General features: G+C 62.7%; 16 protein-coding genes. 6 read left to right on the top strand and 10 right to left on the bottom strand.

Going from position 1 to position 13,749, the window contains the following annotated elements:
* The first annotated feature begins 171 nt into the window (after window positions 1–171).
* Window positions 172–954, top strand: coding sequence for a DUF5672 family protein (locus tag PQR08_RS19770; RefSeq protein WP_250483816.1), 783 nt, complete (start codon window positions 172–174; stop codon window positions 952–954).
* A gap of 13 nt (window positions 955–967) precedes the next feature.
* Here PQR08_RS19770 and PQR08_RS19765 read toward each other — a convergent pair whose 3' ends face one another.
* From PQR08_RS19765 to PQR08_RS19720, 10 genes are all read right to left on the bottom strand, one after another.
* Window positions 968–1,714 carry an SDR family oxidoreductase gene (locus PQR08_RS19765; RefSeq protein WP_250483815.1) on the bottom strand — a complete coding sequence of 249 codons (747 nt, stop codon included), beginning with the start codon at window positions 1,712–1,714 and terminating at the stop codon, window positions 968–970.
* A 10-nt stretch (window positions 1,715–1,724) separates the two neighbouring features.
* Window positions 1,725–2,309, bottom strand: a complete 585-nt coding sequence (locus tag PQR08_RS19760) for an LOG family protein (protein ID WP_238215029.1) — start codon at window positions 2,307–2,309, stop codon at window positions 1,725–1,727.
* The gene (locus tag PQR08_RS19755) at window positions 2,310–3,032 is read right to left on the bottom strand and encodes a TetR/AcrR family transcriptional regulator (RefSeq protein WP_035509992.1); all 723 of its coding nucleotides are present in this window, start codon (window positions 3,030–3,032) and stop codon (window positions 2,310–2,312) included. It lies immediately after the preceding gene.
* A 144-nt stretch (window positions 3,033–3,176) separates the two neighbouring features.
* Entirely contained in the window at window positions 3,177–3,731 is a 555-nt protein-coding gene (locus PQR08_RS19750; protein WP_250483814.1) for a diacylglycerol kinase, read from the bottom strand.
* Window positions 3,728–4,759: a glycosyltransferase family 4 protein gene (locus PQR08_RS19745; RefSeq protein ID WP_250483813.1), complete on the bottom strand. Its 1,032-nt coding sequence runs from the start codon at window positions 4,757–4,759 to the stop codon at window positions 3,728–3,730. The genes PQR08_RS19750 and PQR08_RS19745 overlap by 4 nt, the downstream gene beginning before the upstream one ends.
* A 47-nt stretch (window positions 4,760–4,806) precedes the next feature.
* Complete coding sequence (locus PQR08_RS19740; RefSeq protein ID WP_250483812.1) at window positions 4,807–5,802, bottom strand: UDP-2,3-diacylglucosamine diphosphatase; 996 nt, start codon at window positions 5,800–5,802, stop codon at window positions 4,807–4,809.
* A 67-nt stretch (window positions 5,803–5,869) separates the two neighbouring features.
* On the bottom strand, window positions 5,870–6,355 hold the full coding sequence (locus PQR08_RS19735; protein ID WP_238215080.1) for an RDD family protein: 486 nt from the start codon (window positions 6,353–6,355) through the stop codon (window positions 5,870–5,872).
* A gap of 32 nt (window positions 6,356–6,387) precedes the next feature.
* Complete coding sequence (locus PQR08_RS19730) at window positions 6,388–7,158, bottom strand: DUF3106 domain-containing protein (protein WP_250483811.1); 771 nt, start codon at window positions 7,156–7,158, stop codon at window positions 6,388–6,390.
* Between the two features lie 28 nt (window positions 7,159–7,186).
* A complete protein-coding gene (locus tag PQR08_RS19725) occupies window positions 7,187–7,639 on the bottom strand; it encodes a DUF3619 family protein (RefSeq protein WP_238293948.1) in 453 nt (150 codons plus the stop codon).
* Window positions 7,636–8,199, bottom strand: a complete 564-nt coding sequence (locus tag PQR08_RS19720) for an RNA polymerase sigma factor (RefSeq protein WP_035510010.1) — start codon at window positions 8,197–8,199, stop codon at window positions 7,636–7,638. The genes PQR08_RS19725 and PQR08_RS19720 overlap by 4 nt, the downstream gene beginning before the upstream one ends.
* Window positions 8,200–8,607: 408 nt before the next feature.
* On the opposite strand from PQR08_RS19720, the gene PQR08_RS19715 reads away from it, so the two are divergent.
* The 5 genes from PQR08_RS19715 (at window position 8,608) to pssA (ending at window position 13,682) form a co-directional block, all read left to right on the top strand.
* On the top strand, window positions 8,608–10,371 hold the full coding sequence (locus PQR08_RS19715) for an acetolactate synthase 3 catalytic subunit (RefSeq protein WP_035510017.1): 1,764 nt from the start codon (window positions 8,608–8,610) through the stop codon (window positions 10,369–10,371).
* A gap of 110 nt (window positions 10,372–10,481) precedes the next feature.
* Window positions 10,482–10,973 (top strand): acetolactate synthase small subunit, encoded by a 492-nt coding sequence (gene ilvN, locus PQR08_RS19710; protein ID WP_008341906.1) that lies wholly within the window; start codon window positions 10,482–10,484, stop codon window positions 10,971–10,973.
* Between the two features lie 70 nt (window positions 10,974–11,043).
* Window positions 11,044–12,060, top strand: a complete 1,017-nt coding sequence (gene ilvC / locus PQR08_RS19705) for a ketol-acid reductoisomerase (protein ID WP_086973543.1) — start codon at window positions 11,044–11,046, stop codon at window positions 12,058–12,060.
* 97 nt (window positions 12,061–12,157) lie between these two features.
* Window positions 12,158–12,802: a phosphatidylserine decarboxylase gene (locus tag PQR08_RS19700; protein ID WP_035510022.1), complete on the top strand. Its 645-nt coding sequence runs from the start codon at window positions 12,158–12,160 to the stop codon at window positions 12,800–12,802.
* 13 nt (window positions 12,803–12,815) lie between these two features.
* Window positions 12,816–13,682, top strand: a complete 867-nt coding sequence (gene pssA, locus PQR08_RS19695) for a CDP-diacylglycerol--serine O-phosphatidyltransferase (RefSeq protein WP_187608799.1) — start codon at window positions 12,816–12,818, stop codon at window positions 13,680–13,682.
* The last annotated feature ends 67 nt before the right edge of the window (window positions 13,683–13,749 follow it).

The raw sequence follows: 13,749 nt of genomic DNA, 5'->3' as shown, positions 1-13,749 counted from the left end.
CTCTAAAATTGTACTTTATGGAAATCCTGAGTCATCAACGTCAGGAAACCGAAACATTGTGCAACAATCGCCGCCGCCATGCCTGACTTTAGCACCATTACATTGGTCTCTGTGACCGGCTTGAGCAATGCTCAGGGTGCGGCGTATTCGCTTGCGCTATGCAGTCGGCAAATGCCTCAAGCGAACGCCTTGCTCTTCAGCCCTGAGCGCCCCGCCGATCTTCCGCCTCACATTCGCCACCGCGTCATCGCGCCGCTCAGCTATCACGAATACAGCTGGTTCATGATGTTCGCGCTTTGGAAATTCATCGACACCGAGTTTGCCCTCGTCGTACAGGAAGACGGCTGGATTCTCGACATCGGCAACTGGAGCGACGAGTTCCTGAATTACGATTATCTCGGCGCGCCGATCCATCTCGCGCGAGTCGATATGCCGGAAGGCATTATGTGGATGCGGGAGTTCAGTTGGTGCGAGCACTTGAGCAAGCCCGACCGGATTGTCCGGCCCGTGCTCAACGGGGGGTTCAGCCTGCGCAGCCGCCGTATGCTACGCGCATTGATCGATCATCCGCAGATTCGGGTGGAAATTCCGCCGCCCGATGTGATGGAGGTCGAGCCCATACACATGAGCTGGTTTCACGGTGTTTTGAACGAAGACGTTCAGCTTTCCGCTGTTCTGCGCCCACAACTCGAGGCGGCGGGACTGAAGTTCGCGCCGCTCGACCTGTGCCTCCAGTTCGCCGTGGAGGATACCGGGCCGCTTCATACAGGTCTGAATGCCAAGCATTTATTTGGGATGCATGGCTGGTGGCGTCGCCTTGCCGGCATCGACCCGCTCACCGTCCGATACGGCATCGCCCGGCAACTCGCCGACCAGAGCGACGGCGAGCGGACGATCATCGCCATGCTGCAAGCGCGCGGCTACCGCATCGAGTTTGACCCGAAGCCTCGATAGCGCCGCGTTCGCCTCACCGCCCGCCGGTCACATCCAGAATCGCCCCCGTCACATACGACGACGCATCCGAAAGCAGCCACACGATCGATTCGCCAACTTCATCGGCCGTGCCGGCGCGCCCGATCGGCGTCTGCACGCCGAGCACATGCGCGCGGTCGGGCTTGCCGCCGCTCGCGTGAATGTCGGTATCGATGAGGCCGGGGCGGATCGCGTTCACGCGCACGCCCTCGCGCCCGAGTTCCTTCGACAAACCGATGGTCAGCGTGTCGATGGCGCCCTTGGACCCCGCGTAGTCGACATACTCGCCGGGACCGCCCAGCCGCGCCGCCGCCGACGACACGTTCACGAGCGATCCGCCCTTGCCGCCGCGCGAGCTCGACATGCGGCGCGCCGCCTCGCGCGCAACGAGATACGCGCCGAGCACGTTGATGTCGAAGATGCGCTTCATGCGCGCGATATCCATGTCCGCGAGCGCCGATCCGGGCGCGACGATGCCCGCGTTGTTCACGACGCCATCGATCTTGCCGAAGGCTTTCTCGGTCGCATCGAACATCGCGATGATCGCGGCTTCGTCGCTCACGTCGCCGTGGATGGCGATCGCCTTGCCGCCCGCAGCCTGCACGGCCGCGACGGTTTCATCGGCGGCGGCTGCGTTCGACGCATAGTTCACGCCGACAGACCAGCCGCGCGCGCCCGCGAGCACCGCAGCCGAACGGCCGATGCCGCGGCTCCCGCCCGTAATCAGGATGACTTTGGACATGCGCTGTTCCTCAGACGGCGTTACGTTTTTCGGACCACTTGTCGTTCGCGGGCGGAATGTAGCGCGCGAGCTTGTCGATCATCTCGGCGGGTTCGGCGGCGACCTGGATGATGTCCAGATACGGCGCGCGCATGAAACCTTCCTCGACGGTATGCCGCAGCATCGCGAGGAGCGGATCGAAGTAGCCGTTCACGTCGAGCAGGCCGACCGGCTTCTGGTGATAGCCGAGCTGCGCCCACGTGTAGACCTCGAAAAACTCCTCGAACGTGCCGACGCCGCCGGGCATCGCGACGAACGCATCGGAGAGATCGGCCATTTTTTTCTTGCGCTCGTGCATGTCGGGCACGACGTGCAGTTCGGTGAGATCGGTATGGCCGACTTCCTTCGCGAGCAGCAATTCGGGAATCACGCCGACCGCACGTCCGCCCGCGGCGAGCACTTCATCGGCGATGAGGCCCATCAGGCCGACGCGGCCGCCGCCATACACGAGCGAAAGATCGTTCTGAACCAGCGCGCGGCCGAACGCCTTGGCCGCTTCCGCATAGACGGGGCGGGCTCCGTTCGAGGAGCCGCAATAGACACACACTGCCTTCATTTATCTGGAATCCTTTGTTTCGGTCTTTGCATCGTCGCGCGGCGGCAGGAAGTCCGCGTACTCGCGCTTCGGCAGCTTACCGGATACGAGGTCGTCGAATAACTGGCGCGAGCGTCCGCGCAGATACGGCGCCATGATCGAGATGATATGCAGGCTCGCCTGATGCAGCTCGGCGCGGATCGCTTCCTGATCGTTGTACTTGCGCGGGTTCATCACGTACTGATACGAGAGCCAGTACGTGGCGATCACGCCGATGTTGGTTGCGATCACCTTGATTTCTTCGGGCGTTGCGACCATTTCCTGATCGGCGACGAGCGCCTCGCACAACTGGCTCGCGAAATGCACCTTGTGCGTGATGATCTGCTTGAAGTGCGTCTCGAGCGTGCGGTTGCGCGCGAGCAGGTCGTTCAGGTCGCGATACAGGAAGCGGTAGGCCCAGAGGAAATCCGCCATGTATTGCAGATACGACCACATCTCATCGATCGTCGGGCGATGATCGTCAGGAAAGCGCAGACGCTTCTGAATCTGTTGCTCGAACTGCGCGAAGATACTGTTGATGATGTCGTCTTTGTTGCGGAAATGGTAGTACAGGTTCCCTGGACTGATTTCCATCTCTTCGGCGATCGTCGTCGTGGTGACGTTCGGCTCGCCGATATCGTTGAACAACTTCAGCGACAGCTCGAGTATCCGTTCGCGGGTGCGGCGGGGTGGTTTGGCTTCCATGTCGTCCGACCTTGGGATCGGGCCGCGTCGGCTCGGGATGAGCGTTCGCGCGGCCGCTTCCGTTGCTATTTTTGAGAATATCGGACGATTATAAACCGGTCGTTCGGCCGCACGGATGCTGGCTTCGCGCGCGGGTGTTCTCTTTTATAAGATACGCTCGAGCCACGCGGATGCAAACGGCCATAGAATCAGGCCCCACGTGATGACGCAGACGCCGAGCGCCACCATCACCGCCGCACTGCCGAAATCCTTCGCCCGCTTCGACAGTTCGTGACGTTCGAGCGAAATGCGGTCGATCGCGGCCTCGACGCTCGAATTGAGCAATTCGACGATCAGCACGAGCAGCACCGACACGATCAGCGCCGCGCGCTCGACGGGCGAGACGGGCACGAAGAGGCTGCACGGCAACAGGATCGCGGCGAGCGTCAGTTCCTGGCGGAACGCGCTTTCCTCGCGGATCGCGACGCGAAAGCCGTAAAGCGAATTCTTCATCGCGTGCCACGCGCGCGTGAAGCCGCGATTGCCCTTGTATGGATTGAAGGGCAGATCGTCGGGGCCGAGCGGCTCGGCCGGTGGAGCAGGCTTACCGTCGATGTCGTCGATGTCGTCGTCGAACGGATCGCGCGCGCGGGCCGCCGCGGAGGTTCCGGCCCGCGCATTCGCTTCGGCTTTCTCCTGCGCCACGGCGCGTCGCGTCATGCGGCCGCCCGGTCCGAGCTGGCGTTGCGCGGCCCAAATTTCCGCAGATGCGAGGCGAACTGCTCCGACGCCGCGCGCCACGAGAAGCGCTCGGCCCACGCACGCGCATCGGCGCGCTCGATCTTCAGTGCCTGCAGGCAGGCTTCGTGAAGATCGTCGTGGAGCGCGCCGGGGCCGTGTTCGCCGAGCACGTCGATCGGGCCCGTCACCGGGTACGCCGCGACCGGCGTGCCGCAGGCCATCGCTTCGAGCAGCACCAGGCCGAAGGTATCGGTGCGGCTCGGAAACACGAATACGTCGGCTGCCGCGTAGACCTTCGCCAGTTCCGGCTGCGACAGCACGCCGAGATAGTTGACGTTCGTGTAGCGCGACTTTAGCTCCGCGAGCGCCGGGCCTTCGCCCGCGACCCACTTCGAACCGGGCAGATCGAGCTTCAGAAATGCCTCGACGTTCTTCTCGACCGCGACGCGCCCGACATACAGAAAGATCGGCCGCGCGGTGTTGAGCACCTTCGACTCCATCGGACGAAAGATGTCGAGATCGACGCCGCGCGTCCACAGCACGACGTTGGTGAAGCCGAAGCGCTCGAGATCGGCCTTGACGACGGGCGTCGGCGCCATCACCGCCTGCGAGTGCTTGTGGAACCAGTGCAGGAAGCGATATGTCAGCGCGACCGGAATGCCGAAGCGCGCGTTCACGTACTCAGGGAAGCGCGTGTGATAGGCGGTCGTGAACGGCAGCTTGTGACGCAGCGCATACGAGCGCGCGGCGAGCCCGAGCGGGCCTTCGGTGGCGATATGCAGCGCGTCCGGCGCGAATGCGTCGATGCGCCGGGCGACGCGTTGTCCCGGCAGGAGCGACAGGCGAATCTCGGGATAGGTCGGGCAGGGGATCGTTCTGAATTCGAGCGGCGTGAGCAACTCGACGCGATGACCGAGCGCGGTGAGTTCCTTCGTCGTTTGCGTGAGTGTGCGCACGACGCCGTTGACCTGCGGCTCCCATGCATCGGTAACGATCATGATTTTCATCGATTCGGCCCAGAGTTGGTGTTGCTTGTTATGGCTTGGTGCGATGGCTAGACGGTCGCGCGTGCGCGCGTCGTGCGCGCTTCCGGCGAGCGCATCACGGTCCAGTAGACGATCTTCAGTTCACCTTCGTAGGTCTCGACGAGCGCCGAGAGACTTTCGACCCAGTCGCCGTCGTTGCAGTACAGAACGCCGTCGATGTCGCGGATCTCCGCCTTGTGGATGTGCCCGCACACCACGCCGTCGCAGCCGCGGCGGCGCGCTTCGTCGGTCATCACGCGCTCGAACTGCGAGATGAAGTTCACCGCGTTTTTCACCTGATGCTTCAGGTACTGCGACAGCGACCAGTAATTGAAGCCGAGCTTCGTGCGCACGCGATTGAACCAGCGGTTGAGCAACAGGATCATCGTGTAGGCGGTGTCGCCGAGATAGGCGAGCCACTTCGCGTGCTGGATCACGCCGTCAAAGAGATCGCCGTGCACGATCCACAGGCGCTTGCCCGCGAGCGTCGTGTGGAACGCTTCGCCGCGCACGTGGATGTCGCCGAACGCGAGATCGCAGAACTGCCGCGCGGCTTCATCGTGATTGCCGGGGATGAAGACGACCTGCGTGCCCTTGCGCGCCTTGCGCAGGATTTTCTGCACGACGTCGTTGTGCGCCTGCGGCCAGAACCAGCCCTTGCGCAACTGCCATCCGTCGATGATGTCGCCGACAAGATACAGATATTCCGACTCGTGATGCCGCAGGAAATCGAGGAGATAATGCGCCTGGCAGCCGCCTGAACCGAGATGGATGTCCGAGAGCCAGATCGTGCGATACCGATGCGGCTCGTCGGCCGAATCGGGGAGCTCATCGTGATGCACGGGCGCGGCGGCGCGCGGGTCGGACAAGCCCGGCGCACCCGCCGAAGCGGACTCGGATGATTCGGTGGACTCCGATCGCAGTGCGAAGGGACCGGTACGCAGCTCGCTATTGTTGAAGCTGAACGGAGAGGGCGGGTCGATCGCCGGGTGAACTGACGAGTTGAAGGCCATTGGCTCGCGCATCGGGTTTCGGTATGCGCATTGCGCCATGCGGCTGTGACCGAGCCGTGACAGTCACGAGAAGTTCTTATTACTTAACAGTGCGCTGAGCCGTGACGATGCGCGTGCCCGCGAGGCGATCGTGGAGAAATTGACGCGCCGGATCGAGCCACACGGCGGCGGCCCACAGCGCGACCCACGCCGCGAAGACGGCGAGCGTCTGCGGCACGGCGAGGGAGAAGAGAGGATGAAGCGCGAGCGGCGGAAGGAACCACAGCCACGCGAGCACATAGCGCGCAAACGCGCGTGCGGGTTTGACGGGCTGGCCCTGCGCATCGACGACCTTGAGGCGCCACGTTTTCATCGGCAGGGTCTGGCCGCCGTGTGTCCAGAAATACACGAAGTACGCCGCGAGCACGATGCCGATCCACGACATCAGCCAGTTGTGATGCGTGAGGCCGTTGCGTTGCTGCGTGAGCGTGCTGAAGAGATAGCCCGCGAGGAACACGACGCCGAAGAGGATCACGCTTTCGTAGAGCATCGTCGCGAGGCGGCGGCGCAGCGTGGGCGCGCGCATCGGATCGATGGCGAGTGCGGCGGGCTGAGCGCTCACGAGCCGTTGTACATCGAAGGCGCCTGCTGCGGCGAGACCGGAATCGGCGTGGCCGGGACGATGCTCGCGGCGTTCGGAATGGCTGGTTGCATCGGCGTGCCGGAGATGGGCGCAGCCGGTGCGGCCGCCGCGCCCGATCCGCCTTCCGCGTGGCCGGGAACGTGCCCTTGTTCGCGTGCGGTGACGAGACGGTTGATGTCCTTCACTTCGGTCTTGCCCGTGGGCGGCGCGGAGACGATCGTCGGACGACGCACGTGCTCGCTCGCGGCGAGCTTCTTCTTCTGCTCTTCGGAGAGCTTCTGATAGGCGTCCCACGCCTTTTCGCGCTTGTCGAGCGGCACCGATTTGGAAACCTGATAGTTCTCGCGCGCGACCTTGCGCTGGTCGGGCGTGAGACGCACCCATTCCTCCATGCGCTGATGCAGATGCTTCTGCGCCTCAGGCGACATCCGATGAAACCGGGACGCGATCTTCAGCCACTTCTGCTTGCGCTCGTCGGAAAATGTATCCCATTGCGTGGCGAAGGGCGCGAGCGCGGCATGCTGCGCTTCGGTGAGACGGCTCCAGGAGAGCGGGCCTTCGGCACCCAGCGCGGAGAGCGTCGAGGCGTTCGAATCCGCGTTCGTGCCCGAGCCGCCGCCCGGATTCGCGAGCGGTGAAGACGGAGCGCCGGCGGTGGAATAAAAGCGCGGATAAGTCGCGGCGAACGCAACCAGACCCGCAATCGCGCAACCGAAGACAATCGCGAGACCGCGCTTGTAACTCACCCGAAAATTCCCCCGCTGTATTCAGTGTTTAATGATTGCGCGTCAGGTACGCGTTGAAACCGTGATCCAGATAGGCGTCGATCGGCAGGCTGTCGCTCATCATGGCCGCGTCGATGTCGGCGAGTTCCGCCTTGCGCTGCTGATCTTCCCAGTACGCGATGCCCGCCAGCCCGATGATGAGCGCCGCGAGCGGCCACGCGAGGCCGAGCCCGCCGAGCCGCGCGAGCAGCCCCTTCGGACGATGATCGTCGCCGGCATCGCCGGTCGTGAGCGTGGCGCCCGCGCCGGCCAGCGCCGGCGTGAACGCGGGCGCTGTCATCGTGACGGCGACTTTCTCCGGCTTCTTGCGCGCGATCGCCGCTCGGCGCGCCTCGCGCAGCCGGTCGACGGCGGCAGCCGGAATATTCGACGTGCTTTCGTCCAGTGCGCGCACGACCTTCAGCGCGAACTCGTTTTCCTTCGTTTCAAGAGCGGAACTCATAGCGTGATCCCTTTGGCTTTCAGGGCTTGTGCGAGAGTGTGCGTGGCGCGTGAGCAATGCGTCTTCACGCTGCCCTCGGAGCACCCCATCGCGGCGGCCGTCTCAGCGACATCCATGTCTTCCCAGTAACGCATGAGAAACGCTTCCCGTTGACGTGCCGGCAGTTTCTGGATTTCGGCGTCGATCAGATTCAGCACCTGTTCGCGCTCCAGACGGTTCTCGCTGCTCTCGCTGCCGACCGCGCTGTCCTCGGATTCGAAGGTTTCGAGCGGGTCGAATTCGTCGTCGTCGGCGTTGCCGAAGGACGAGAAGAGGCTGACCCAGGTGTTACGCACCTTCTGGCGACGGAAATAATCGTGCGTCGCGTTCTGAAGGATACGCTGGAATAAAAGCGGAAGCTCGGATGATGGACGGTCGCCGTATTTCTCCGCCAGCTTGATCATCGCGTCCTGCACGATGTCGAGCGCCGCGTCGTCGTCGCGAACGGTATACACGGTCTGCTTGAACGCGCGTCTTTCGACGCCCGCCAGGAAGTCGGCGAGTTCCTTGTCTGATGCCATCCGTTGGGGACCCGGCGCAAGAGCTTGCGTCGAAAGGATCGTGGAGTTCTAGGAAAACCTGCGAATCCTAGCAAAGTTTCGCCGCATCCGGAGAAATTGAGAGGTTTTGTTGCCACTTGCGACATGCATCAGACGATTGGCCATGAATTCGACAAGTTGCGCTTGCACGCCGCTTTTGCCCCGGAAGCCGTGCGCAAGCGCCGCCATCGGCGCATTCGGAAACTTTTTACTTGACCCGCCTCGCGCGGCGCTGTTACATTTTCTGACTCGCATCATCAGTGAAATGTCTGCTTTGAGGCGAGCCCAAGAAGTTCGCCTGTCAAACCTAGACGCGCCGCTTGAACCCGAGCCACAAGCCCGGCAGAGAGCACCCGATCAATTTTTTGCCGAAAATTCGAAAGGTGATGAATGAACATGCCTAGCGCGGAATTCTCCACGTCGGATACCACACCCCCTCACGAAGCTGACTCCATCGGCGGCACCGTGCTCATGCGCGCGCTCGCTGACGAGAACGTCGAATTCATCTGGGGCTATCCCGGCGGCTCGGTACTCTACATCTACGACGAGCTGTACAAGCAGGACCAGATCCAGCACATCCTCGTGCGCCACGAACAGGCCGCCGTGCATGCCGCCGACGCCTACGCGCGCTCGACAGGCAACGTAGGCGTGTGCCTCGTGACCTCGGGACCGGGCGTCACCAATGCCGTCACCGGCATCGCCACGGCTTACATGGATTCGATTCCGCTCGTCGTCATCAGCGGCCAGGTGCCCACCGCGGCCATCGGCCTCGACGCATTCCAGGAATGCGACACCGTCGGCATCACGCGTCCGTGCGTGAAGCACAACTTCCTCGTGAAGGACGTGCGCGACCTCGCCGCGACCGTCAAGAAGGCGTTCTACATCGCGCGTACCGGCCGTCCCGGCCCGGTGTTGATCGACATTCCGAAGGACGTGTCGAAGGCGCCGTGCAAGTACGAGCCGATCAAGAGCGTGTCGCTGCGTTCGTATAACCCTGTCACGAAAGGCCATTCGGGCCAGATCCGCAAGGCGGTGCAACTGCTCCTGTCGGCGAAGCGTCCGTATATCTACACGGGCGGCGGCATCATCCTCGCGGATGCGTCGCGCGAGCTGAACCAGTTCGCCGATCTGCTCGGCTATCCCGTCACCAATACGCTGATGGGCCTCGGCGGCTATCGCGCGTCCGACAAGAAGTTCCTCGGCATGCTCGGCATGCACGGCACGTACGAAGCCAACATGGCGATGCAGAACTGCGACGTGCTGATCGCGATCGGCGCGCGTTTCGACGACCGCGTGATCGGCGATCCGAAGCACTTCGCGTCGTCGCCGCGCAAGATCATCCATATCGACGTCGATCCGTCGTCCATTTCCAAGCGCGTGAAGGTGGATATCCCCATCGTCGGCGACGTGAAGGAAGTGCTGAAGGAACTCATCGAGCAGCTTCAGCACGCCGAGCACGGCCCGGACACGCAGGCGCTCAAGACGTGGTGGGACGAGATCGAAGGCTGGCGCTCGAAGGACTGCCTCGCTTACGACCGCAAGAGCGAGATCATCAAGCCGCAGTATGTCGTCGAAAAGCTCTGGGAACTGACGGACGGCAACGCGTTCGTGTGCTCGGACGTCGGCCAGCACCAGATGTGGGCGGCGCAGTTCTATCCGTTCAACAAGCCGCGCCGCTGGATCAATTCGGGCGGCCTCGGCACGATGGGCTTCGGCCTGCCGGCGGCGATGGGCGTGAAGATGGCCTTTCCGGACGACGAAGTGGTCTGCATCACCGGTGAAGGCTCCATCCAGATGTGCATTCAGGAGCTCTCGACGTGCAAGCAGTACAACACGCCCGTCAAGATCATTTCGCTGAACAACCGCTATCTGGGCATGGTGCGCCAGTGGCAGCAGATCGAGTACAAGAAGCGCTACTCCAGTTCGTACATGGACGCGCTGCCGGACTTCGTGAAGCTGGCCGAAGCGTATGGCCATGTCGGCATTCGTGTCGAAAAGACCGCGGACGTCGAACCGGCGCTGAAGGAAGCGCTGCGTTTGAAGGATCGCACCGTATTTCTCGACTTCCAGACCGATCCGACCGAAAACGTATTCCCGATGGTGCAGGCAGGCAAAGGCATCACGGAAATGCTGCTCGGCTCTGAGGATCTATAACGCGGCTTTGTCTCGCGAGGCTCGCGCGCGCCTGTCTTCACAAAGGACATGCGCTGCGCGCGGGTTTTTCGAACGAACGCCACTTCTGGACATATTCGGGAATCACGCACATGAAACACATCATCTCCGTTTTGCTGGAAAACGAACCGGGCGCGTTATCGCGCGTCGTCGGGCTCTTTTCGGCACGCGGCTATAACATCGAAACGCTGACGGTGGCGCCGACCGAAGACAGTTCGCTGTCGCGGCTGACCATCGTCTCGATTGGCTCGGACGACGTGATCGAACAGATCACGAAGCACCTGAACCGCCTGATCGAGGTGGTGAAAGTGGTCGACCTGACAGAGGGCGCCCACATCGAGCGCGAGCTGATGCTCATCAAGGTAAGGGCGGTCGGCAAGGAACGCGAAGAGATGAAGCGCATGGCGGACATTTTCCGCGGCCGCATCATCGACGTGACCGAGAAAACCTACACGATGGAACTGACCGGCGCGTCCGACAAGCTCGACGCGTTCATTCAGGCGCTCGACGCCACCGCGATCCTCGAAACGGTTCGCACGGGCAGCTCCGGCATCGGCCGGGGCGAGCGGATACTCAAGGTGTAACGGCGTCTCACCCATTCATTTGCAGCAAAGTAGCGCAACCATTCAACGCATCAGGACTCAAGGAACCACCATGAAAGTTTTCTACGACAAGGACGCCGACCTCTCCCTCATCAAGGGCAAGCAAGTCACCATCATCGGTTATGGCTCGCAAGGCCATGCGCACGCGCTCAACCTGAAGGACAGCGGCGTGAACGTGACGGTGGGTCTGCGCCGTGGCGGCGCATCGTGGAGCAAGGCCGAGAACGCGGGCCTCAAGGTGAAGGAAGTGGCCGAAGCCGTGAAGGGCGCCGACGTCGTCATGATGCTCCTGCCCGACGAGCAGATCGCCGAAGTCTACAAGAACGAAGTGCACGACAACGCCAAGCAGGGCGCAGCGCTCGCGTTCGCGCACGGCTTCAACATCCATTACGGCCAGGTGATCCCGCGTGCGGATCTGGACGTCATCATGATCGCGCCGAAAGCGCCGGGCCACACCGTGCGCAACACGTACAGCCAGGGCGGCGGCGTGCCGCACCTGGTCGCCGTTGCACAGGACAAGTCGGGTTCGGCGCGCGATGTCGCGTTGTCGTACGCAGTGGCGAACGGCGGCGGCCGTGCCGGCATCATCGAGACGAACTTCCGTGAAGAAACCGAAACCGACCTGTTCGGCGAGCAAGCGGTTCTGTGCGGCGGCACCGTCGACCTGATCAAGGCCGGCTTCGAAACGCTGGTGGAAGCGGGCTACGCGCCGGAAATGGCGTACTTCGAGTGCCTGCACGAGCTGAAGCTGATCGTCGACCTGATCTATGAAGGCGGCATCGCCAACATGAACTACTCGATCTCGAACAACGCCGAATACGGCGAGTACGTGACGGGTCCGCGCATCGTCACGGAAGAGACGAAGAAGGCGATGAAGGCTGTGCTGAAGGACATCCAGACCGGCGAATACGCGAAGAGCTTCATCATCGAGAACCGCGCCGGCGCGCCGACGCTGCAATCGCGCCGCCGTCTGACCTCCGAGCATCAGATCGAGCAAGTCGGCGAAAAGCTGCGCGCGATGATGCCGTGGATCGCGAAGAACAAGCTCGTCGACCAGTCGAAGAACTAAGCGTCACGTTTTTTGCTCTATCGAAAGCCGTCCGGCAGCCCAGTGCGCCGGGCGGCTTTTGCTATCCTACGGTTTTTATAAAACACAGAACCCGTTCATGAACTATCCTCATCCGATCATTGCCCGCGAAGGCTGGCCGTTCATCGCCATCGCGGCTGTCGTTGCCATCCTCGTGCAAGCGATGGGCGGCTTCGGCTTCGCCTGGATCTTCTGGCTGATCGTGATTTTCGTCGTCCAGTTCTTCCGCGATCCGGCCCGCCCGATTCCGACCCAGCCCAACGCGGTGCTGTGTCCGGCCGACGGGCGCATCGTCGCGGTCGAAACCGCGCACGATCCGTACGTGGGCCGCGAGGCGCTCAAGATCAGCGTGTTCATGAACGTGTTCAACGTGCACTCGCAGCGCTCGCCGGTGGACGGCGCGATCACGAAGGTTCAGTACTTTCCGGGCGCGTATCTGAACGCGGCCGTCGATAAAGCTTCGACCGAGAACGAGCGCAACGCGGTCGTGCTGCAGACGGCGAGCGGGCATACCGTCACGTCGGTGCAGATCGCGGGTCTGATCGCGCGACGCATCCTGTGCTACGTGCACGTCGGCGAGCCGCTCACGCGCGGACAGCGCTACGGCTTCATCCGCTTCGGCTCGCGCGTCGACGTGTATCTGCCGGTAGGCAGCCGCCCGCGCGTGTCGATCGGCGAGAAGGTTTCGGCTTCGTCGACGATCCTCGCCGAGTTCGCGGAATAACGCGGGGGATTCGATGGCGGCATTCAAACCGCGCCGTAACCGCGCGAACGCGACGACTCCGCGCGCGTTCCGCCGCAACAAGGCCGCTCAGGACGTGGGCGCCGTGGAGACGCGTCGAGCGAAGCGGCAGCAATTTCTGAGGAAGCGCGGCATTTATCTGCTGCCTAATGCGTTCACCACGGCGGCTTTGTTCTGCGGCTTCTTCGCTGTCGTTCAGGCGATGAACGTCCGTTTCGAGATCGCGGCCATCGCCATTTTCGTCGCGATGGTGCTCGACGGCATGGACGGGCGCGTCGCGCGCATGACGCACACGCAGAGTGCGTTCGGCGAGCAGTTCGACAGCCTGTCGGACATGGTGTCGTTCGGCGTCGCGCCCGCGCTCGTGATGTACGAGTGGGTCTTGAAAGACCTTGGGCGCTGGGGCTGGCTCGCGGCGTTCGTGTATTGCTCGGGCGCGGCGCTCCGGCTCGCGCGCTTCAATTCGAACATCGGCGTGGTCGACAAGCGGTACTTCCAGGGTTTGCCTTCGCCGGCCGCGGCGGCGCTCATCGCCGGTTTCGTCTGGCTCGCGACGGATAATCGCGTGCCGCTCAAGCTCGTGTGGCTGCCGTGGGTCGCGTTCGCGCTGACCGTGTACGCGGGCGTGACGATGGTGTCGAACGCGCCGTTCTACAGCGGCAAGGCGCTCGACGTGCGTTATCGCGTGCCGTTCGCGGGCGTGCTGCTGATCGTGGTGGCGTTCGTGCTGGTGTCATCCGATCCGCCGGTCATGCTGTTCTGCCTCTTCGTGCTGTACGGCTTTTCCGGCTACATCTGGTGGGGATATCTCGCGATACGCGGCAGGCAGAATCCGGCGCGCAGTTCGCAGCGGGAGCATTAGGGCGGAATCAGTCGAGACGACGGAAAAAAAGGCGGCAACCGAGAGGTGTGCCGCCTTTTTGCTTTTC

Source organism: Caballeronia jiangsuensis (genome assembly GCF_046030135.1).
GTDB classification, from domain to species: domain Bacteria; phylum Pseudomonadota; class Gammaproteobacteria; order Burkholderiales; family Burkholderiaceae; genus Caballeronia; species Caballeronia jiangsuensis.
The sequence above is the reverse complement of the archived record's forward strand: the minus strand, read 5'-3'. Positions and strand labels throughout refer to the sequence as shown.

Excerpts from the sequence above, each read along its gene's own strand:
- PQR08_RS19770 (WP_250483816.1), top strand. The coding sequence starts at position 172 with ATGCCTCAAGCGAACGCCTTGCTCTTCAGCCCTGAGCGCCCCGCCGAT.
- PQR08_RS19765 (WP_250483815.1), bottom strand. The coding sequence starts at position 1,714 with ATGTCCAAAGTCATCCTGATTACGGGCGGGAGCCGCGGCATCGGCCGT.
- PQR08_RS19760 (WP_238215029.1), bottom strand. The coding sequence starts at position 2,309 with ATGAAGGCAGTGTGTGTCTATTGCGGCTCCTCGAACGGAGCCCGCCCC.
- PQR08_RS19755 (WP_035509992.1), bottom strand. The coding sequence starts at position 3,032 with ATGGAAGCCAAACCACCCCGCCGCACCCGCGAACGGATACTCGAGCTG.
- PQR08_RS19750 (WP_250483814.1), bottom strand. The coding sequence starts at position 3,731 with ATGACGCGACGCGCCGTGGCGCAGGAGAAAGCCGAAGCGAATGCGCGG.
- PQR08_RS19745 (WP_250483813.1), bottom strand. The coding sequence starts at position 4,759 with ATGAAAATCATGATCGTTACCGATGCATGGGAGCCGCAGGTCAACGGC.
- PQR08_RS19740 (WP_250483812.1), bottom strand. The coding sequence starts at position 5,802 with ATGCGCGAGCCAATGGCCTTCAACTCGTCAGTTCACCCGGCGATCGAC.
- PQR08_RS19735 (WP_238215080.1), bottom strand. The coding sequence starts at position 6,355 with ATGCGCGCGCCCACGCTGCGCCGCCGCCTCGCGACGATGCTCTACGAA.
- PQR08_RS19725 (WP_238293948.1), bottom strand. The coding sequence starts at position 7,639 with ATGAGTTCCGCTCTTGAAACGAAGGAAAACGAGTTCGCGCTGAAGGTC.
- PQR08_RS19720 (WP_035510010.1), bottom strand. The coding sequence starts at position 8,199 with ATGGCATCAGACAAGGAACTCGCCGACTTCCTGGCGGGCGTCGAAAGA.
- PQR08_RS19715 (WP_035510017.1), top strand. The coding sequence starts at position 8,608 with ATGAACATGCCTAGCGCGGAATTCTCCACGTCGGATACCACACCCCCT.
- ilvN (WP_008341906.1), top strand. The coding sequence starts at position 10,482 with ATGAAACACATCATCTCCGTTTTGCTGGAAAACGAACCGGGCGCGTTA.
- ilvC (WP_086973543.1), top strand. The coding sequence starts at position 11,044 with ATGAAAGTTTTCTACGACAAGGACGCCGACCTCTCCCTCATCAAGGGC.
- PQR08_RS19700 (WP_035510022.1), top strand. The coding sequence starts at position 12,158 with ATGAACTATCCTCATCCGATCATTGCCCGCGAAGGCTGGCCGTTCATC.
- pssA (WP_187608799.1), top strand. The coding sequence starts at position 12,816 with ATGGCGGCATTCAAACCGCGCCGTAACCGCGCGAACGCGACGACTCCG.